Below are 20,023 nucleotides of genomic sequence, written 5' to 3'. Positions count from 1 at the left end.
AAATATCAAAGTTAAATAGATAAATTCAAATTATATTTGAAAATTCAGAAAAGACTGCACTTATGACCGGTCGGAATCTCCGGCCATAAGTTCAAATATCTGCTGTTCTAAATCGTATAATCTTTATGCTGTTCAAAGATCTCTGGTGCCAGGTCCTGAATCGCCTGAAAATGGGTCAGATAAATGCACCCGCTCAGATGCGTCATCAATTTAGAAGCTTGCAGCTTGTCCATGACCGGACCTTTGACTTCGGCAAAATGCAGGCGAATATCCAGTTTGGCCAATTCTGCATTTAAATCTTCCAGCATTTCCAGAGCACTCAGATCAATCGCACTGATGCTGGAACAGTTAATAATCACATGTTGCAGCTGGTCATTTAGACTGATCTCATTGATCAGATAACCTTTAAAGCTATTGGCATTCAGAAATGTCAGATTCTCATCAATCCGCAGTGACAGCACCCGGTTTGAGGTACTGACCTGATGCCGCTGAATATTGCGAAAATGCTGGGTTCCTTCCACTAGACCGACAACCGCAATATGCGGTCGGCTGATTCGCCATAACATCAGCACAAATGTCGATACGATCCCAATGATCAAACCGGTCGAAATATCAATCAGAACAACGCCCAGAAAGGTAATCCACATGGCAAGGCCATCTGCCTTGGAATAGCGCCAGGCATCAAAAAATGGCTGAAAATTAACCAGCTTCCAGATGGAAACAATAATCGTCGCGGCCAGAATGGTCAGCGGCAGATCTTCAAAAAATCCGGTAAAGAACAGGCTCACGAAAATAATCAGAATCGAGGATAAAACACCGGCCATAGGTGATTTGGCACCGGCATCGGCATTCACCACCGTCCGCGACAGGCTGCCGGTCACAGGAAAAGCTGAACTCACGCCTGCACTGATATTGGCCAGACCGAGCGCGATCAGTTCCTGATTACTGTTTAAATGACTGCGTTGCTGTAAGGCCGTGGCTTGAGCAATCGACAAGGATTCCACAAAACTGATCATGGCGATCATGCTGGCACCCGGTAACAAGGTCATCACCAATTCCCAGTTCCAGTGTGGAAAAGACAAGGGTGGAAAACCGGAAGGAATTGCACCGACCGTTTTAATACCCTGAAGCTTTAAATCCAGAAAGACAATCGCCGCAATGCCGAGACACACCAAAATCAGGGGCACTGCACGTACCAGAAAATCTGTAGAGCCGATCCGGCTTTGTACAGCCTGAGATTTTAATAACTTGGGCAAATAGATTAGCAGACCGATAGAGAACAGGCCGAAAATCAGGCTCGGCACGTGCAGCAGCGGGAAATATTGCAGCAAACTGCTGACAAACTCCGGAAGGTTATTGGCTTTTAAAGGAAGATCGACCAAAAACTTTAACTGCCCAAACGCAATCAATAAGGCAGAGGCAATAATAAAGCTTTGAATCACGGGATGACTGATCAACTGGATCAGAAAACCAAAACGGAATAATCCCAAAAGCAGGGAAATAATCCCGACCATCAGTGCCAATAAAGTCGCAGCTTCAATATAGACTGGTGAGCCGACTTCAAAAAGTGGATTGAGCGTAGCAAAAGTCATCATGGAAATGATGGCTACCGGGCCAATCGATAAAGTCGAACTCCCACCGAGCAGCGCATAAATGATCATCGGCAGGATGCTGGCATATAAGCCCATGATCGGCGGCAATCCTGCCAGCATGGCATAGGCCATCCCTTGAGGCACCAGCATCGCCACCACAATCAGGGCGGCTAGCACATCGGACTTAAATTTGACCGGCGTATAGTGGCTTAACCATGCCCAGGCAGGCAGTTTATGCAGAAGTTTAGACTTGGAATTTGGCATAAAAAGGTCTAAATCACAAATATAGATATATTATGCACAAATTCTGCTAAGAAGTCTTAGCTGATCTAGCTTCTTGATGATTCATGTTTAAAATGAATCATCTGGGTCAGTCACGTATCATTCGAAAACTTATGATCGTGATCTTAGTGGTGTAGAACGACCTCAATAAGAGTTTAAAGAAACTTATCTTGATGACTGAAAAAAGAAAGATTCTTTATTTAGCTGGATTGCCGCAATACAATTGATAAAGGGTATTTAAGACCACAATCAAATTTTGATCTTTAATTGAATAATAAATCTGTTTGCCGTCGCGTCGGGTATCTACTACATCGCTTTTACGCAGCATCATGAGCTGCTGGGAAAGTGTCGGCTGTTTAATCTCAGTTATTTCCTCAATTTCTGAAACATTCAGTTCCGCTTGAGACAGATGACATAAAATGAGAAGACGGTCGGTATTGGCCAGAGATTTTAAAATGCCAACGACCTGTTCTGCTGAATCGCGCATAGTCGTGATTTCAAAATCGGTTTTCATTCAATATGTCCATTATAAAGTTACAGCCCGTTAATTATACGGGTCTTAGCTCGTAATACCTTGCTAAAAACAGTTAAGTTTTATGGTTTTTAATGAATTGAATTATCAATTAAAATTATATTTTAAATATTGATAGATAAGATAAATTTATTGCATAGTGCAGAAAGTATTTTAGTTCACATTCGTGCAATCAAGTGCAAGTTTCATCAAACATCTACAAAGCAAAAAAATGCTTGTATGATGTTTATGTGACTTGAACCAATAACATCAGGGATATCATCATGAGTACAGATTCAGCTTTTCCAACACCGAGTAATTTAGGTATAGCGGTTTATAGTAATAATGCAGACGCGATTGGAAATACACCGCTTGTTCGTATTAATCGTGTGATTTCCGCTCCGGCCACGGTACTTGCGAAAATTGAAAGCCGTAATCCGGCATTCTCAGTCAAGTGTCGTATTGGTGCCGCGTTGATTAATGATGCTGAAAAATCTGGCAAGCTCAAATCCGGTATGCATATTGTCGAGCCAACCAGCGGCAATACCGGTATTGCATTGGCTTTTGTTGCGGCAGCCAAAGGTTATGACATTACTTTGACCATGCCTTCAAGCATGAGTATTGAACGCCGTAAGGTAGTGAAAGCATTGGGTGCCAATCTGGTACTGACTGATCCGGCCAAAGGCATGAAAGGCGCGATTGAAGAAGCACAACGTCTAGTCAATGAAAATCCTGAACTGTACTACCTGCCACAACAGTTTGAAAATCCGGCCAATCCTAAAATTCATGAAGAAACTACGGGCCCAGAAATCTGGGAAGCGACTGCGGGCAATGTCGATATTCTGGTCGCAGGTGTCGGAACGGGTGGAACCATTACCGGTATTTCACGCTACTTTGAAAAGGTAAAAAATAAGCCTTTATATTCAGTGGCGGTGGAACCCGCTGAGTCTGCAATTATTGGTCAGGCCAAACGCGGTGAAGACATTACACCTGGACCACACAAAATTCAGGGGATTGGTGCCAACTTCATTCCAGGTAATCTGGATTTAGACCTCGTTGATGAAGTGATTGCCATTAATAGCGCAGATGCAGTCGAGTGGGCACGTAAAACGGCGGCTCAGGAAGGTATCCTGGTCGGTATTTCAAGTGGCGCGGCTATGGCAGCCGCAGCCCAATTGGCGGCTCGCCCTGAAAATGCTGGTAAAAATATTGTGGTGATTTTGCCAGACGGTGGTGAACGTTACCTGTCTTCGATCTTATTTGAAGATATTTCTGCCGAATAACATTGATGCATTTTATATTTTAAATACTGGCATACAAGCCTGAAGTCATCTTCGGGCTTTTTATTGGGTGATTTTAAATCGCAGCAGGACGCTGCATTATTTTTAAAATAGTCAGATGAAGGACTTGACCTTACCATGATGGGAATGTTTAAGCTATAACATCAACAATGAGTTGAGGTGTGGAGATGGGCATGGCAGAACAAGATAGCAACCGCTTATATGAACAGCAGGTGCAGATTGGCGGTATGACCTGCGCCTCCTGTGTAGCTCGGGTAGAAAAAGCCTTGAAAAAAATTGAAGGCGTGGTCGAGGCATCTGTCAATCTATCGACTGAAAAAGCTTTTATTAAAAGCCAGCAGCCAATTGCTGCCGCTGCGCTGGTTCAAGCAATTGAAAAATCCGGTTTTGATGTACCGACGCAACAGTTTGATTTAAATATTGAAGGCATGACCTGTGCATCCTGTGTGGCTCGCGTAGAAAAAGCCCTAAAAAAAGTGGAAGGCGTACTGGATGCACAAGTGAATCTGGCCACTGAAAGGGCGCATGTGAGTGCGATCAATTCTGTGCCATTGTTTAAACTAACTCAGGCAGTGCAAAAAGCCGGTTTTGATATTCAGAGCAACCGGATTGAACTGACGATTGAAGGTATGACTTGCGCATCCTGTGTGGCACGGGTTGAAAAAGCTTTATTGAAAGTAGAAGGTGTCAGCGAAGCACAGGTCAATCTGGCCACCGAAACTGCCTGGGTGAAAGCCTCACATTCCCAGATTCCGGCCTTGATTGCTGCCGTGGAGAAAGCAGGTTATCAAGCCACAGTAAAATCCGGTACGGATATGTCGGCAGATAGTCATGGTGCTTTTCAGGAAAAGAAAGCCAATGAAACGGCACAACTGAAACGAGATTTATGGCTTGCGGTCATTCTGACAGCACCTGTATTTATTCTGGAAATGGGCTCGCACTTGATTCCGGTGTTTCATCATTTTATTGCCCATACGCTGGGAACCCAGAACAGCTGGTATCTACAGTTTGTGCTGACCACTTTGGTGCTGATTATTCCGGGACGACGTTTTTATCAGCATGGGATTCCGGCATTGTTACGCTTGGCACCGGATATGAACTCGCTGGTGGCCGTTGGAACCATTGCCGCCTATGGCTTTTCCTGTATTGCGACCTTTTTTCCGCAGCTGTTACCGCAGTCCACCGTGCATGTGTATTTTGAAGCGGCCGCCGTCATTGTCGCGCTGATTTTACTGGGGCGTTATCTGGAAGCTAAAGCCAAAGGGAAAACTTCGGAAGCGATTCAGTATCTGGTCGGTTTGCAGCCAAAAACAGCCCGAGTACAACAAAACAATCACTGGGTTGATCTGGCAATTGCCGATGTACAACAAGGCATGCTGATTGAAATCCGTCCGGGTGAAAAAGTCGCCGTCGATGGTGAAGTGATTGCTGGGCAAAGTTATATCGATGAAGCGATGATTAGCGGTGAGCCTTTACCTGTGGCCAAACAGGCTGGTGATCAGGTTGTCGGCGGTACGGTAAACCAGAACGGAACCTTGCAAATCAAGGCGACTAAGGTCGGCCAAGATTCGGTACTGGCGCAGATTATTCAGATGGTGGAACAGGCACAAGGCTCAAAACTGCCGATTCAGGCTGTGGTCGATAAAGTGACTTTATGGTTTGTGCCGGCTGTTATGGCACTGGCGGCCTTGACCTTTATGGTCTGGTTCCTGTTTGGGCCTGAGCCGAATCTGACCTACGCCTTGGTAAATGCAGTCGCCGTACTGATTATTGCTTGTCCATGTGCGATGGGACTGGCAACTCCTACCTCAATTATGGTCGGCACTGGCCGTGCAGCAGAACTGGGCGTGCTATTCCGTAAGGGTGAAGCTTTACAGTTGCTGCAACAAACCAAAGTCGTCGCGCTGGATAAAACTGGAACCTTGACTGAAGGAAAACCATTGCTGACCGACTTTGAAGTCACCGCTGATTTTAATCAGCAGACCGTATTACAGCTGGTGGCTTCGGTGGAGGCCAAGTCAGAACATCCGATTGCCCACGCCATTGTTCAGGCTGCTCGCGAGCAAGAGCTGGAACTGATGGACGTGACGGATTTTGATTCAATTACTGGTGCAGGGGTCAAAGCACAGGTGTCCGGTCAGCAACTGCATATTGGTGCAGAACGTCTGATGCAGGACTTGGGCTTAAATGTCGATCTGTTTAGAGACACTGCACAAAAGCTCGGTGATCAGGGCCGCAGTCCTTTATATGTAGCGATTAATCAAAAGCTGGCTGCAATTATTGCCGTAGCCGATCCGATTAAACCGACCACTCATAGCGCGATTCAGGCCTTGCATGACCAAGGTCTTAAAGTGGCGATGATTACTGGTGATCATCAGCATACCGCGCAGGCGATCGCCAAACAGTTGAAAATCGATCAGGTGATTGCGGAAGTTTTGCCGCATGAAAAAGTCGATGCAGTACGACAACTCCAGCAGCAATACGGCGTGCTCACTTTTGTTGGGGATGGAATCAATGATGCACCGGCATTGGCCCAGGCCGATGTCGGTATGGCGATTGGAACCGGTACCGATGTCGCGATTGAAGCAGCCGATGTGGTGTTGATGTCAGGCAATTTACAGCATGTGGCTACAGGCATTGGTTTAAGTCAGGCGACCATGCGCAATATTAAACAGAACCTGTTTTGGGCCTTTGTCTACAATATTGCCTTAATTCCGATTGCCGCGGGTGTGCTTTATCCATTTTGGGGTATATTGTTATCGCCAATGTTTGCCGCAGGTGCGATGGCGTTGTCCTCCGTGTTTGTCGTCAGCAATGCCTTGAGATTAAAAGCCTATCAACCGGTGCAGTTTAAGGAGTCAGTATGATGAATATTGGTCAGGCGGCAAAACGTTCTGGCATCTCTGCGAAAATGATTCGTTATTATGAAGACATTGGTTTGTTGCCGGCTCCGAAACGCAGTGATACAGGTTATCGGGTTTATAGTGATGCGGATATTAAAATCTTAAGTTTTATCCAGCATGCACGTGAACTGGGATTTTCTTCAGAGCAGATGAAAGAATTACTCGGCCTGTGGCTGAACAGCTCACGCCAAAGTAGTGAGGTCAAACAGTTGGCACAAAAACATATCCAGTTTTTACAACAGAAAATTGCCGATATGCAGCATATGCTATTAATTTTACAGCAATCGGTTGAGCAGTGTGCCGGCAATGAACAGTCCGATTGCCAGATTTTAAAACAGATTGAACAGGGTGTCGGAACTGAACAGCACTGACATGCGCTGTATTCACATCAATTTTTAAACCGATCCTATGGAGCTAAACATGAAATTCCGTATTGAAAACATGACCTGTGGTGGCTGCGCGCGCAGTGTCACGGCTACGATTAAAGATCTGGATGAAAATGCTACTGTGAATATTGATGTGGCGACTAAGCTGGTTGAAGTTGAATCGACAGTCAGTGAGTCTGAGATTGTTGCAGCTTTAACCGAAGATGGTTTCCCGCCTGTGGCAGCCTGATCGTTGTCGTGTTAGATCACTCTTAATGATCATATGAAATCATACAGCCAAATAAAAAATGCCTGATCGAATCAGGCATTTTTTATTTTAGTGATTATACCGATGAGATTTTATCTGGCGTCATCAGCGCCTGATTAATATACAGCTTAATCAGACGTTCACGTGACCCAATCGCTTTTTGGTAATTGGTCGAATTTAATAACAGCGAAGCGCCATAGGTGACTGTCCAGATATAAGACAAATAATCGCGAATCGACATGGCACTTTCTAAAGCCACCAGATAATCATGTGTGATGTCTTTAATCCGGATAATCCGTTCTTCACGAATACGATAAAGCTCCTGAAATAATTCTTTCAGATTTTTCTCGTTATTGGTTAAACGCTCTTCAATGACATGCAACAGGATGGTTCGGTTTGAATTGAGCATGTGATAGAGCATATATTGTGAAACATAATTTTTAATATCGTTATTATGCTTTTTTGATATTTCTAGAATTCTTTTTTCATTCAGAATAATCAGTTCTAAATATAACTGGTTCTTGCTTTTAAAATGTTTGTAGATGGTTCCTTTTGCGATGTCCAGTTCACTGGCCAGCTCACTCAGGGTAATGTCCTGATTATTATCCAGTAGCAAGCTTTCCGCCATGCTCAGGATCTTCTCTTTACGAAGAAGGAAGTTCTGCTGTCTTACAGTCGTCATCTTCTTGGTCCATACTTTTCGAAAAAGAACCTTTCAAGAATATGCAATTTTGCACGCGATGGCTATAAAACTAAGGTCGTGATATTTATCTCATTTTGTATATTTATGCAGCAACTGCTGACAAATAAAAATAGCGATGCTAAGCGGACAGAAATATTGTCAAGAAAACTGAACCCTAGAGATCAACTTTGCTAAATAAAATTCCATTTTCAGTATAATTATTTTATTGTTTCAGCGCACGAAGCTAAATCCTTCGACTGTTTTAAGCACATATTTATCCGGGTTTAGTACGGAAAGTAGATCAATATTAAGCTGGCATATTCAGTCACTTATACTGAACATGAAGACGTGGTTTTTAAGGCAACTTTATGAATCTAGATATAGATTTAATACTGCAAGAATTGGATATCACGATTTTAAAATCGCCCGCTTGGATTCTAATGAAAATTAGAAAATATTTGGCAACAGGATTGAGTATCACCCTTTAAGGAATTTAAAAATGCCGATTTATAATGCGCCGCTAAAAGACATGGAATTTATTTTAAATGATGTATTCCAAGCGGAACAATTTTGGCAAGGTAATGAAAATCTTGCACATTTAGATATGGCGACGGCAAATGCAATTCTGGAAGAGATGGCCAAATTTTCCAAGAATGTTATTCTTGATCTGAATCGTCCTGCAGATGAAGAGGGTGGTGCTCAGTTTAAAAACGGTGAGGTGACTACGCCGGCTGGTTTCAAGGAAGCCTTTAAACAGTTTGCCGAAGGTGGCTGGGTGGGCTTGGGTGCTCCTGAAGAATGGGGTGGGCAAAACATGCCGAAAATGCTCACGGTTCTGGCGGATGAAATGATCTGGAGCACCAATCCATCTTTCATGCTTTATCCGCTATTAACGGTGGGTGCAGGTATGGCGATCAGTGACCGCGCCTCACAGGAACAGAAAGAAACTTATTTACCAAAATTCTATACGGGTGAATGGTCGGGCACTATGTGTCTGACTGAACCACATTCCGGCACAGATCTTGGCATTATCAAGACCAAAGCTGAACCGAATGAAGATGGTTCGTACAATATTACCGGTACCAAAATTTTTATTACCAGCGGTGAGCATGATCTGAGTGAAAATATCATTCATCTGGTGCTGGCAAAAACTCCGAATGCACCAGCAGGTTCACGTGGTATTTCATTATTTATTGTGCCGAAATTCCTGATCAATGCCGATGGTTCACTGGGTGAGCGTAATACAGTAGCTGCCGGTTCGATCGAACATAAAATGGGAATTAAAGGCTCGGCGACCTGTGTCATGAACTTTGACGGCGCCAAGGGCTATATGATTGGTAATGAAAATGAAGGTCTGGCCGGCATGTTCGTGATGATGAACTACGAACGTTTATCTATGGGAATTCAGGGCATTGGTGCAGCAGAATTTGCCTACCAGAATGCGGCACAATATGCGACGGACCGTTTACAGGGCCGTGCATCAACTGGTGCAAAATCTCCAGAAAAACCAGCCGATTCAATTCTAGTCCATGGCGATGTACGCCGTATGCTGCTCAATGTACGTGCTAACAATGAAGCTTCACGTGCGTTTGCGGTGTATGTAGGTCAACAACTGGATATTACCAAATACTCAACCGACCCTGAAGCGGTGCGTAAAGCGACTGACCGTGTGGCGCTGTTAACGCCAATCGCCAAAGCTTATTTGACCGACAAGGCACTGGATTCTGCACTGGAAGCGCAAATGTGCTTCGGTGGTCATGGCTATATCCGTGAATGGGGCATGGAACAGTGTATTCGTGACCTGCGTATTTCACAGATTTATGAAGGCACCAATGGCGTGCAGGCGATTGACCTGATTGGGCGTAAAACCACCAAATGTAATGGGACTTATATCGCGGAATATATTGCTGAAATCCGTGAATTTGCCCAAAATTTAGATGATTCATTGACGATTAAAACGGCGACATTAGAAGCCTGCCAGCAACTTGAAGATATCACCAAATTCATCGTCGAGCAGTCTAGACTGAATCCTGATTTCGCTAACGCGATTGCTGTCGATTATTTACATGCGGTTGGGCTGCTCAGCTTTGTCTATATGTATGCGCGGATTAGCAAAGCCGCCGCAGCCAAAGACGATAGTTACTTCCAGAACAAACTGGTACTGGCCAACTATTATGTGGCCAAAGTACTTCCGGATTTGAGTGCACGAATCCAGCGTATTCAGGCCGGTGCGGAACTGGTCATGCAATTGCCTGAAGCATATTTTACCGCACAGGCTTAACCCGCAATGATTGCGAAGGACCAGCCCTACAGTGCTTTGGCGATGTAGGGTTGATAACAATGATGAAAAAGGATGAAACTAAAATGATCGTAATTGTAGATGCAGTACGTACCGCGATGGGCGGTTTTCAAGGTTCATTGTCAAGCTGTACCGCGCCAGATTTGGGTGCTGTGGCAATTAAAGAAGTAGTGGCACGTGCAGGTCTGTCGGCCAATGATATTGATGAAGTGATTATGGGCTGCGTTCTTCCTGCTGGTTTAAAACAGGGTCCGGCACGTCAGGCCATGCGTCAGGCAGGTCTACCGGATTCAACTGGTGCGACCACCATCAATAAAATTTGTGGTTCAGGCATGAAAGCCGTGATGCAGGCAGCAGATGCGATCAAGGCCGGTTCAGCAGAGATTGTGGTTGCAGGCGGGATGGAGTCGATGTCAAACGCACCCTATTTAATGGACAAGGCACGTGCCGGTTTCCGCATGGGACATGGCAAAGTCATTGATCACATGTTCCAGGAAGGTCTGGAAGATGCTGAAACAGGTCTGTCGATGGGAATTTTGGCTCAGGAAATGGCGGATAAAAAAGGCTATACGCGTGAGCAGCAGGATGACTATGCGATTGGCTCATTAAATAAAGCCGTGACCGCCGTCCAGCAAGGCTTCTTTAAAGATGAAATCGTGCCGGTCACTGTCAGCAGCCGTAAAGGTGATGTGATAGTAGAGCAGGATGAGCAACCTTTAAATGCCAAGGCTGATAAAATTCCAACTCTGCGTCCAGCGTTCAAAAAAGACGGCACCATTACTGCGGCAAATGCCAGTTCAATTTCAGATGGTGCTTCAGCATTGGTGATCACCTCGAGCGAAATTGCTGCACAGCGTAACTTAAAACCGCTAGCTAATATTCTGGCCTATGCCAGCCATTCGCAGCATCCGTCAGAATTTACTATTGCACCTGTTGGTGCGATTGAAAAAGTCCTGAAAAAAACCGGTTGGGATGCTCAGGAGGTTGACCTTTGGGAAATCAACGAAGCGTTCGCCATGGTCACTATGTTAGCCATTGATGGCTTTAAACTTGATCCAGCAAAAGTGAACATTAATGGTGGTGCTTGTGCGCTTGGTCATCCATTGGGTTCTTCTGGCTCTCGTATTATTGTGACCTTGATTCATGCCTTAAAACGTACTGGCGGCAAGAAAGGGATTGCGTCCTTATGTATCGGTGGTGGTGAAGCGACTGCGATTGCTGTGGAACTGATTTAAGCACATCCTAAATCGTATATTCAGGTAGCAAACTCAATACTGATTCATTGGAGACTTTCTGCTCTTGGTTTGCCAGGAGCAGGGATTCTTTAAATCATATTAATTTTTAAAATACACAATAAAATCCATATTTTCGGACTTTGCTGATCCCATTCCGGCTATATTTTTACTATAAAAATTACTTTTTAAATTATTTAAAAACTTTTTCCAGCACATGCCGGTGAATAAATCGTAACTTGTCTTTAACTGCTTCGCTAAGCTTGAAGGGGTAGGCATCTTCCAGACCCATACAACGGTTTAAGGCATTCAGATTAAAGGTCAGGGTAACCCAGTTTTCCAGAATATGTTCAAAATCCTGTCCACCAATCGGGCATTCTTTAAAATCCATACTGGCCAGATAGCTGCCATTTCCTTCGACACGCATACCACCATAGTAGGCAGTTTCCAGTGTTTCCATCATATGCAGATAATGTGCCCAGGTTTCTGCCCAGTCTTCCCAGGGATGGGCGGTGGCATAAGCACTGATATACTTTTCCTGCCAGTTGATTGGTGCGCCTTCGTTATAATGGCGTTCAAGTGCCTTGCTGTAGTCTTGCCGCTCATCGCCAAAATACTGACGGAATTCATCTAGCAATTCCGGATGCATATGTTGCATGAGCGCAAAATAATAATGGCCGCTTTCATGACGAAAATGACCCAATAAAGTCCGGTAGTTTTCACCCATATTCACACGTGTAGTTTCACGATAAACCACATCAGCTTCAATGGCATTGAGGGTAATGACACCATTGGCATGACCAATTAAAACAGGCTTGTCTTCTTGGGGCAGGAGAAAATCAAAACGCAGACCAAATGGATCATCTTCAGACTTTTTAGGACGTGGCATCATGTTCATGCGCTGTGCCAAATACAGAAAACGGCGTTTGGCTTCTTCCAGTCGAAACCAGTAAATCAGGTTCTCGGAATTTTCCAGATCAGGAATGACATGAGTCAGCTGACAGGATTCACAAAACTCCTCGTCTTCATCGCTAGGAATCATCCAGTTGCATACCTGATAATTTACATAATTGTGACAGGGTTTATAACTGGCATGCTGGTAGTTCTTGGCGATTGGAACCCATCGCTCAGCACTCTGTTTTTCGAATGCGCATAGCTCTTTTTCCGAAGCGATATAACCGATCGGTGACAGACAGTGATCACAAACTGATTTGTAAAAAAACAGCTGTTGCTTGCAGACGGCACATTCAAAATGTTTCATTAAACTCCCTGTAGGGAAACGAACGACCTAAAATGTTTATCGATGATGAACACGAAAAAAGGTTCAGAATGCCTACCTAAATTTCTTCCTGATAAAGAAACATCATAAAAATTTCATTGAAAATTCTATATGGATGAATTGTAAAAAAGGTGTGAATGAATATCCCATCAAAGATAGTTTAATGATTATTGATATTGCTTTAGTTTTTGATTTATAAGAAAATTACCATTATTTAATTATAAAAATTGGTTTAGTATGGCTTTTTCATTTCTTAGTAATTCATTTAGCAATGTTATCATTCAATTAAAAAAATATATTTCTGAAATTAAAGAAAGGACAGATATTGATGAGTGGGAAAAGGAGTTACTAAAAAATTTAGATCCTATAGATCTTTATGATAATGAAAGGCTAAATGAGTTTGAAGAACACTGTATAGAGATCAAAAAAAGAAATGATTTAAGTTTAAAGTTGGTATTTGATAATGAGTATGGGGAATTAGGGCATCATTTTGAATATTCGGATCGAATAAAGCTAGAGTATATAAATTTATTAATCTATGCATATTATAAAGAAGTAATGTTTAGGAAAGATTATAGATACTCTTTTCAAAAATCCTTTTTTGATTTTATTGAAAATAATGCAAATAAATTCAGTCCTGAAGTAAATTATATTTTTTCTTTTATAGATAAATTGCCATTTAAACTGTTAAGTAAAGTTTATTCTAATCCAAATTTTCAAAAAATAATTGAAACTTTAACACCTGATCATTTTTCAAAATATATTGAATATTTAGAGTCTAATCACAGAAATATAGAAAAAATTGATGCTTGGACTAGTACATTTGAATCTAAAAAAAGTGAAGTATCAGAATTAGAAAAGCGTCTTGAAAAAAATAAACAAACTTATGATTTCGTTTTGCTCAATAAAGGTTTTAAAGAGCTTTATGATCAGAAAAAAATAGAGTTAGATAATGCAAAAGGTACTTATAGCTTTGTTGCAGCAACAATGTTTTCTATACCTTTTGTGGAATTAGGTGCATTAATTGGAGCATTTTTCTATTTTGATGGAAAGCTACCTACTGGTATGTAGTTTATTTCTATTCCCTTCATTACTTTAATTTTAATTACGTTATATCTTTTAAAAATTTCTTTACAAGACAAAAGAGCAGTCCAATCTCAAATGATGCAGCTAGAACTTCGCATGGCACTGTGTCAGTTCATCCATAACTATGCTGAAGATTCAGAAAAACTGCATAAGAAAAATGCAGCAGGCTTTGAGAAATTTGAAAATATTATCTTTTCACCGCTAGTTTCATCTGATGACAAGATTCCAACCACCTTTGATGGAATGGAGCAACTTGCCAAATTAGTGAGTGAATTTAGAAAGTAATCCAAACTTTCCGCTATCGGCGAGTATCCTATTTTTAATTAGTCAGCGCTTTTACTAAGGCATAGAATTAATTCACTTTTGTAGTAATAGCGATCAGTAGATGGCATTCAGCTGGATTTTTTTTACTTTAATGGCTGCATTTATGCAGGCTTGGCGTAACGCCTTTCAAAAACAGCTTAGTACCACGGTGGATGTGTGGGGAGTCACCCTGGCACGCTTTATTTTTGGCTTGCCATTCGCTGCGCTTTACCTGAGCAGCCTGTATTATTTCAAGCCAGTTGAAAGTGTGGTTCACTTCACGCCCAAGTTCTGGGTCTATGTAGTGATTGCAGGTTGCAGCCAGATTTTAGCTACGGCACTGATGGTGCAACTGTTCAAGCAAAAAAATTACGCGGTTGGGGTGGGGCTGGCGAAAAGTGAAGCCATTTTAGCCGCCATTATTGGTGTGACCTTATTAGCAGATCATTTGTCATTTTTGGCCTGGATTGGTGTGGCGCTGGGCGGATATGCGGTATTTTTATTGAGTAAAGGCCAACAGGTCAGCGGGTTTTCAACCAGAACACTGGCTATTGGCATCGGAAGCGGTTTAAGTTTTGCCATCACCTCACTTCTGGTACGCGAAGCCAGTCTGGAATTAACCACTTTACCAACCTTGCATCGTGCGGCCTGGGTGTTGTTAATGGTGATCAGTTTTCAGTGTATTAGTATGCTGATTTACCTCAGCCTATTCAGTCGCCAGACTTTAGTGGCCATGTGGCAGCGTCTGGGCTTAACTTTTAAAGTCAGTGTGTGCAGTTTTATGGCATCGCTGGGCTGGTTTACTGCCATGAGCATGATGAGTGTGCCGGTGGTCAAAACCTTAGGACAAATTGAGATTCTGTTTAGTATGCTGATTTCGGCATATTTCTTTAAAGAAAAACTTGCACGTACCGAGCATTGGGGTCTGGGCTTAGTAGTGATTGCAGCGATTTTAGTGATCTGGGCCTGATGTAGAACCAGTTTTTTAAATCTAAGCATAAAAAAGCCACTGATCAACAGTGGCTTTTTCTTTGCATTTATTGTTTAAGCAGCAATAAATTTCTGAACCGCCTGATTAAAGGCTTCTGGTTGTTCCATATTGGAAATGTGCGAAGCATTGATTTCAAACAACTGGCTTTGTGCAATTTCAGCTTGCATGGCTTGTCCATCTGCAACTGTCGTCACTGGATCTTGCTGACCGGCCACAATCAGTACCGGCACTGAAATCGTTTTGATCTGTTCACGTAAATCCGCCTTAGCCAAAGCTTCGCAACAACTTGCATAACCTTCCGGGCTGCCAGCTCCAAGGTCGTTTGAAAGTTCTGCAACTATCGCTGCGTTGCTCTGGATAAAGGGATCGGTAAACCAACGTGCTGCTGCTGTCGATGCAATCGGCGCCAGACCTTGTTCACGTACCAGTGCGGCACGTTCCAGCCAGGCCTGTTCCTGACCGATCTTGGCAGCAGTATTGCAGATAATCACGTGGCTAAAACGTTCGGGCTTGTTGATTGCTAACCATTGACCGGTTAAACCACCCATTGAAATACCACAGAATGCAGCTTTTTCAATTTTTAAATGATCAAGTAAGTTTACAACATCCTGACCTAACTGTTCCAAGCTATACGGACCTTGCGGTGCAGATGAAGCCCCATGACCACGAGTGTCATAACACACAACAAAATAATCTTGCTGGAAAAATTTAATTTGTGGTTGCCACATGCTGAATTTGGTGCCTAGTGAGTTAGAAAAAACCAGGGCAGGTTTACTGGCATCACCAAAGGTCTGGTAATTGATCTGGGCATCGTTGGATGTAAATGTTGGCATTTTTTAAAATCCTTAATCTTATAAATCCCCCTAAATCCCCCTTTATGAAAGGGGGACTTTGAATGAGGATTAAACGCGTTCAATAATCAAAGCGATGCCTTGACCGACACCAATACACATTGAACAAAGACCGTATTTACCACCGGTTTGTTCAAGCTGGTTGAGTGCAGTGGTCACTAAGCGTGCGCCAGATGCACCGAGTGGATGACCCAAAGCAATTGCACCACCATTCGGATTGACGTTCTCTGAACCATCTTCAATGCCAAGGTCACGCGTACAAGCCAAAGCTTGTGCTGCAAAAGCTTCATTCAGCTCGATCACATCCATCTGCTCTAAAGTCAGACCGGTTTGCGCCAGTAATTTCTTAATGGCAGGTGCTGGACCAAAGCCCATGATACGTGGTTCAACACCAACGACGGTTGAACCAATAATTTTGGCACGTGGTTTTAAGCCATGTTGAGCAATTGCTTCATCAGACGCGATCAACAGTGCAGCTGCACCATCGTTAATACCAGAAGCATTACCCGCCGTTACTGTACCGTCTGCTTTGACGACAGGTTTCAGTTTTGCCAGAGCTTCTGCTGTGGTTGAAGCACGTGGATGTTCATCGGTATCCACAACCACCGGATCGCCTTTACGCTGCGGAATCACCACAGGAATGATTTCATTTTTATAGAAACCTTTGGCCTGCGCTGCTGCGGTACGTTGCTGGCTGGTCAGGGCAAACTTGTCCTGGTCTTCACGGTTGATGTTGAACTGTTCCGCCAGATTTTCAGCAGTTTGTGGCATGGTTTCCACGCCGTACATTTCTTTCAGTTTCGGATTAATAAAACGCCAGCCCATGGTGGTGTCTTCAATCTTCTGGCTACGGCCATACGCTGTTTCTGACTTGCCCATCACAAATGGCGCGCGTGACATGCTTTCTACACCACCAGCAATAATCAGATGAGCTTCACCGGCTTTAATTGCACGTGCTGCCATCGCCACGGCATCCATTGATGAACCACATAGGCGATTTACGGTCGTCGCTGGTACCTGATAAGGCAAACCTGCAAGCAGAGAAGACATACGACCGACGTTACGGTTGTCTTCACCGGCCTGATTGGCACAGCCATAGATCACGTCATCGACCTGTTCCCAGTTCACACTTGGATTACGTTCCATCAAAGCTTTAATTGGCAGCGCACCTAAGTCATCTGCACGGACAGGCGCGAGACCACCGGCATAACGGCCGAATGGGGTACGGATGGCATCGATAATATATGCGTTTTTCATTGTGTATTTGCTCACATATTTAAAAGAAGAAAACTCCTCCCTTTTTAAAGGGAGGTTGGGAGGGATTTAATGAAGTAGTTTTATTCCTCAAATCCTCCCTAAATCCCTCCTGAACATGTTTTAAAGCACTGCTTTTAAAACTAAGTGCAAGAAAGAAGGGACTTCCCCTTAATTTGATTGAGTCGCATCAATCAGTTTGGCACCAGTCAATGACTGCAATTCTTCAAATGACAGACCTTCAACTTTCTCAATCACTTTCATCCCTTCAGGGGTGACATCAATCACGCAGAGGTCGGTATAGATACGGTCGACACATTTCAATCCAGTCGCAGGATAAGACAGTTCAGCCACAATTTTTGGCTCGCCTTTTTTGGTCACATGATCTGTGGTGATGAAGACTTTCTTGGCACCCACAGCCAGATCCATCGCACCGCCGACTGCAGGAATTGCATCAGGAGCACCAGTATGCCAATTCGCCAAGTCACCATTTTCGGCCACTTGGAACGCACCCAGTACAGCGATGTCTAAGTGACCGCCACGCATCATCGCGAATGAATCACCATGATGGAAGAACGAACCGCCTTCAAGTAAGGTCACGAATTCTTTACCGGCATTAATTAGCTCAGGATCGCGGTCTTCTTCAGCAGGAGGAGGACCGAACGCCAACAGGCCATTTTCAGAATGCAGGAAAACGTCTTTATCGCTTGGCAGGTAGCTTGAAATCTTTGTTGGTAAACCAATACCGAGGTTCACATAGGCGCCATCAGGAATATCTTGTGCCACACGTTCAGCGATCTGGTCACGGGTCAGTTTGCTATAGCTCATTATTTATCTCCGATGCCAATTATTGTGCAGGTTTAACTTGAACAACGTGTTGAACAAAAATTCCCGGGGTGATGATGTGCTCTGGATCCAGTGCACCGAGTTCAACCACCTCAGAAACCTGTGCAATGGTCACATCAGCTGCCATCGCCATAATTGGGCCGAAGTTACGCGCAGATTTACGGTAGACCAGATTGCCCCAACGGTCGCCTTTAGAAGCTTTAATTAAAGCAAAGTCAGCTTTAATCGGATTTTCTAAAACGTAGTCTTTACCTTCGTAATTCATGGTCGGTTTGCCTTCAGCCAGCAAAGTACCAAAACCGGTAGGCGTGTAGATTGGACCTAAGCCCATACCTGCTGCCTGAATACGGCAAGCCAGATTACCTTGCGGTACCAGTTCCAGCTCAATTTTTCCAGCACGATATAATTCGTCAAATACCCAGGAATCAGACTGACGCGGGAAAGAACAAATAATCTTGCGAACAGCACCAGCTTTAAGCAGTTTCGCCAGACCATAATCGCCATTACCAGCATTGTTGTTGACAATAATCAGGTCTTTAATACCCAATTCGATCAGACCATCAATCAGTTCAGCAGGCTGACCCGCTGTACCGAAACCACCGATCATAATGGTAGAACCGTCCTTGATCTGGGAGAGTGCTTCTTTCAATGATAATGAACTTTTATCTATCATAATCTGGTCCTTACATATCCTAAACTGATGGATGTCTTTAAACTCGTTTTGAATCTGATGCTGTAACCGGAACTGCGTTACGGTTTTTCTGTGACAGCAGAAAATGTGCTACCAGGCCAATGCAAATTCCCCAAAAGACTGAACTCAGCCCCAAGAAATGCATGCCGGAAGCAGTCGCTAAAAAGGTGATCATTGCTGCATCACGTTGTGATTCTTTGCCCATGGCCACGGAAATATTGGTAGCAATCGCACCCAGCAATGCCAGTCCTGCCAAAGCCGCAATCAACTCTTTGGGCATCAGGCTAAACAGCATGACAATGCTGCCGGCAAATAAGCCGCCTAAAATATAAAAAAGCCCATTGGCCACGCCGGCGATATAACGCTTTTCTTTCAGCTCGTGTGCGTCTTTGCCTAAACACAATGCAGCCGTGATTGAAGCCAATACGATGGTAATGCCACCAACACAGGCCACTGCAAGCGAGGCAATACTGGTTGCACTGATAATCGGCTTGGCGGGCATGTCATAGCCACTGAGTTTGATAATCGCCATTCCCGGTAAAAACTGGCCAGATAGGCTGACCAGAATCAGGGGAAGGGCCAGATTCAGGGTGGAACTCCAGGTCCATTCCGGTGCAATAAACTGCGGAATCGCCAGACTGAAATCTGCCGTGACCGGGTTAATCTTGCCCAGCAGCATGCTTAAAACCACACCGGCAATCAGCACCCAGACCATGGCATAACGTGGACTGAAACGCTTGGCCAGCAAAAATACCGCCAGCATGCCAAAGACGATATAGGGCATGGTATCGGTCGCGGTGAACAGCCCTAAACCAAACTGCAGTAAAATCCCTGCCATCATCCCGGCAGCCACTTCCTGGGGAATCCAGGACAGCAACTTGTCGAAATAACCGGTAATCCCAATGAAAAAAATCACCACGGCAGAGGTGATATAGGCAGCAACCGCTTCATTGAGCGAAATGTCGGGAAACAGCGTGACTAATAAAGCCGTTCCGGGCGCAGACCAGGCGGTGACGACAGGTATTTTGTATTTAATTGATAAAAAGATACCTGCGAGCGCAGCACCAATAGAAATTCCCCAAATCCATGAAATCATCATGTCCGGGGAAACTTGAGCTTGCTGAGCCGCCTGGAAAAAAATGATCAGTGGCCCCGAATAGGAGATCAGGACTGCTAAAAATCCTGCAACAGTGGCTGAAATGGACCAATCATTTTTTAATGTCTGAAACAGGGTGTTCATTGGTGATGTGCCTCCTTGCGTCGAACCATGAGCCTGTTAAAAATCGT

18 protein-coding genes are annotated in these 20,023 nt (G+C 44.0%); 9 read left to right on the top strand and 9 right to left on the bottom strand.

Features of this window, described 5'->3' with window-relative positions; all coding sequences use genetic code 11:
* Positions 1-107: 107 nt before the first annotated feature.
* Both F893_RS10510 and F893_RS10505 read right to left on the bottom strand, forming a co-directional pair.
* Positions 108-1,856, bottom strand: a complete 1,749-nt coding sequence (locus tag F893_RS10510; RefSeq protein ID WP_005251942.1) for a SulP family inorganic anion transporter — start codon at positions 1,854-1,856, stop codon at positions 108-110.
* Between the two features lie 214 nt (positions 1,857-2,070).
* Entirely contained in the window at positions 2,071-2,388 is a 318-nt protein-coding gene (locus F893_RS10505) for an ArsR/SmtB family transcription factor (RefSeq protein ID WP_004280410.1), read from the bottom strand.
* A 281-nt stretch (positions 2,389-2,669) separates the two neighbouring features.
* On the opposite strand from F893_RS10505, the gene cysK reads away from it, so the two are divergent.
* The 4 genes from cysK (at position 2,670) to F893_RS10485 (ending at position 7,204) form a co-directional block, all read left to right on the top strand.
* On the top strand, positions 2,670-3,668 hold the full coding sequence (gene cysK / locus F893_RS10500) for a cysteine synthase A (protein ID WP_005251938.1): 999 nt from the start codon (positions 2,670-2,672) through the stop codon (positions 3,666-3,668).
* Positions 3,669-3,853: 185 nt separating this feature from the next.
* Positions 3,854-6,553, top strand: coding sequence for a heavy metal translocating P-type ATPase (locus tag F893_RS10495; protein ID WP_005251937.1), 2,700 nt, complete (start codon positions 3,854-3,856; stop codon positions 6,551-6,553).
* Positions 6,553-6,960, top strand: a complete 408-nt coding sequence (gene cueR, locus F893_RS10490; RefSeq protein ID WP_034436442.1) for a Cu(I)-responsive transcriptional regulator — start codon at positions 6,553-6,555, stop codon at positions 6,958-6,960. The genes F893_RS10495 and cueR overlap by 1 nt, the downstream gene beginning before the upstream one ends.
* 49 nt (positions 6,961-7,009) lie before the next feature.
* A complete protein-coding gene (locus F893_RS10485; protein ID WP_005100179.1) occupies positions 7,010-7,204 on the top strand; it encodes a heavy-metal-associated domain-containing protein in 195 nt (64 codons plus the stop codon).
* 94 nt (positions 7,205-7,298) lie between these two features.
* Here the strand turns inward: F893_RS10485 and F893_RS10480 are convergent, their stop codons facing one another.
* Positions 7,299-7,904 (bottom strand): TetR/AcrR family transcriptional regulator, encoded by a 606-nt coding sequence (locus F893_RS10480; RefSeq protein WP_004280405.1) that lies wholly within the window; start codon positions 7,902-7,904, stop codon positions 7,299-7,301.
* Positions 7,905-8,403: 499 nt separating this feature from the next.
* Between F893_RS10480 and F893_RS10475 the strand changes: the two genes are divergently transcribed.
* The gene (locus tag F893_RS10475) at positions 8,404-10,185 is read left to right on the top strand and encodes an acyl-CoA dehydrogenase C-terminal domain-containing protein (RefSeq protein WP_005251932.1); all 1,782 of its coding nucleotides are present in this window, start codon (positions 8,404-8,406) and stop codon (positions 10,183-10,185) included.
* An 83-nt stretch (positions 10,186-10,268) separates the two neighbouring features.
* Positions 10,269-11,438: a thiolase family protein gene (locus F893_RS10470; protein WP_005251931.1), complete on the top strand. Its 1,170-nt coding sequence runs from the start codon at positions 10,269-10,271 to the stop codon at positions 11,436-11,438.
* Between the two features lie 190 nt (positions 11,439-11,628).
* Here the strand turns inward: F893_RS10470 and F893_RS10465 are convergent, their stop codons facing one another.
* Positions 11,629-12,696: a zinc-binding metallopeptidase family protein gene (locus F893_RS10465; RefSeq protein WP_004731123.1), complete on the bottom strand. Its 1,068-nt coding sequence runs from the start codon at positions 12,694-12,696 to the stop codon at positions 11,629-11,631.
* A gap of 255 nt (positions 12,697-12,951) precedes the next feature.
* On the opposite strand from F893_RS10465, the gene F893_RS17160 reads away from it, so the two are divergent.
* From F893_RS17160 to F893_RS10450, 3 genes are all read left to right on the top strand, one after another.
* Positions 12,952-13,785, top strand: a complete 834-nt coding sequence (locus F893_RS17160) for a hypothetical protein (protein ID WP_005251929.1) — start codon at positions 12,952-12,954, stop codon at positions 13,783-13,785.
* A gap of 90 nt (positions 13,786-13,875) precedes the next feature.
* Complete coding sequence (locus F893_RS10455) at positions 13,876-14,085, top strand: hypothetical protein (RefSeq protein WP_005251927.1); 210 nt, start codon at positions 13,876-13,878, stop codon at positions 14,083-14,085.
* Positions 14,086-14,185: 100 nt separating this feature from the next.
* Positions 14,186-15,073, top strand: coding sequence for a DMT family transporter (locus tag F893_RS10450; protein ID WP_005251925.1), 888 nt, complete (start codon positions 14,186-14,188; stop codon positions 15,071-15,073).
* A gap of 74 nt (positions 15,074-15,147) precedes the next feature.
* On the opposite strand, the gene pcaD is transcribed toward F893_RS10450, so the two are convergent.
* From pcaD to benE, 5 genes are all read right to left on the bottom strand, one after another.
* The gene (gene pcaD / locus F893_RS10445; RefSeq protein ID WP_005251923.1) at positions 15,148-15,927 is read right to left on the bottom strand and encodes a 3-oxoadipate enol-lactonase; all 780 of its coding nucleotides are present in this window, start codon (positions 15,925-15,927) and stop codon (positions 15,148-15,150) included.
* 69 nt (positions 15,928-15,996) lie between these two features.
* Entirely contained in the window at positions 15,997-17,202 is a 1,206-nt protein-coding gene (gene pcaF / locus F893_RS10440; protein ID WP_005251921.1) for a 3-oxoadipyl-CoA thiolase, read from the bottom strand.
* 168 nt (positions 17,203-17,370) lie between these two features.
* On the bottom strand, positions 17,371-18,027 hold the full coding sequence (locus tag F893_RS10435) for a 3-oxoacid CoA-transferase subunit B (RefSeq protein ID WP_004894963.1): 657 nt from the start codon (positions 18,025-18,027) through the stop codon (positions 17,371-17,373).
* A gap of 19 nt (positions 18,028-18,046) precedes the next feature.
* The gene (locus tag F893_RS10430) at positions 18,047-18,718 is read right to left on the bottom strand and encodes a 3-oxoacid CoA-transferase subunit A (protein ID WP_004731110.1); all 672 of its coding nucleotides are present in this window, start codon (positions 18,716-18,718) and stop codon (positions 18,047-18,049) included.
* 37 nt (positions 18,719-18,755) lie between these two features.
* Entirely contained in the window at positions 18,756-19,976 is a 1,221-nt protein-coding gene (gene benE / locus F893_RS10425; protein ID WP_005251919.1) for a benzoate/H(+) symporter BenE, read from the bottom strand.
* Positions 19,977-20,023: the final 47 nt, after the last annotated feature.

Source organism: Acinetobacter sp. CIP 102136 (genome assembly GCF_000369685.1).
GTDB lineage: Bacteria > Pseudomonadota > Gammaproteobacteria > Pseudomonadales > Moraxellaceae > Acinetobacter > Acinetobacter fasciculus.
The sequence above is the reverse complement of the archived record's forward strand: the minus strand, read 5'-3'. Positions and strand labels throughout refer to the sequence as shown.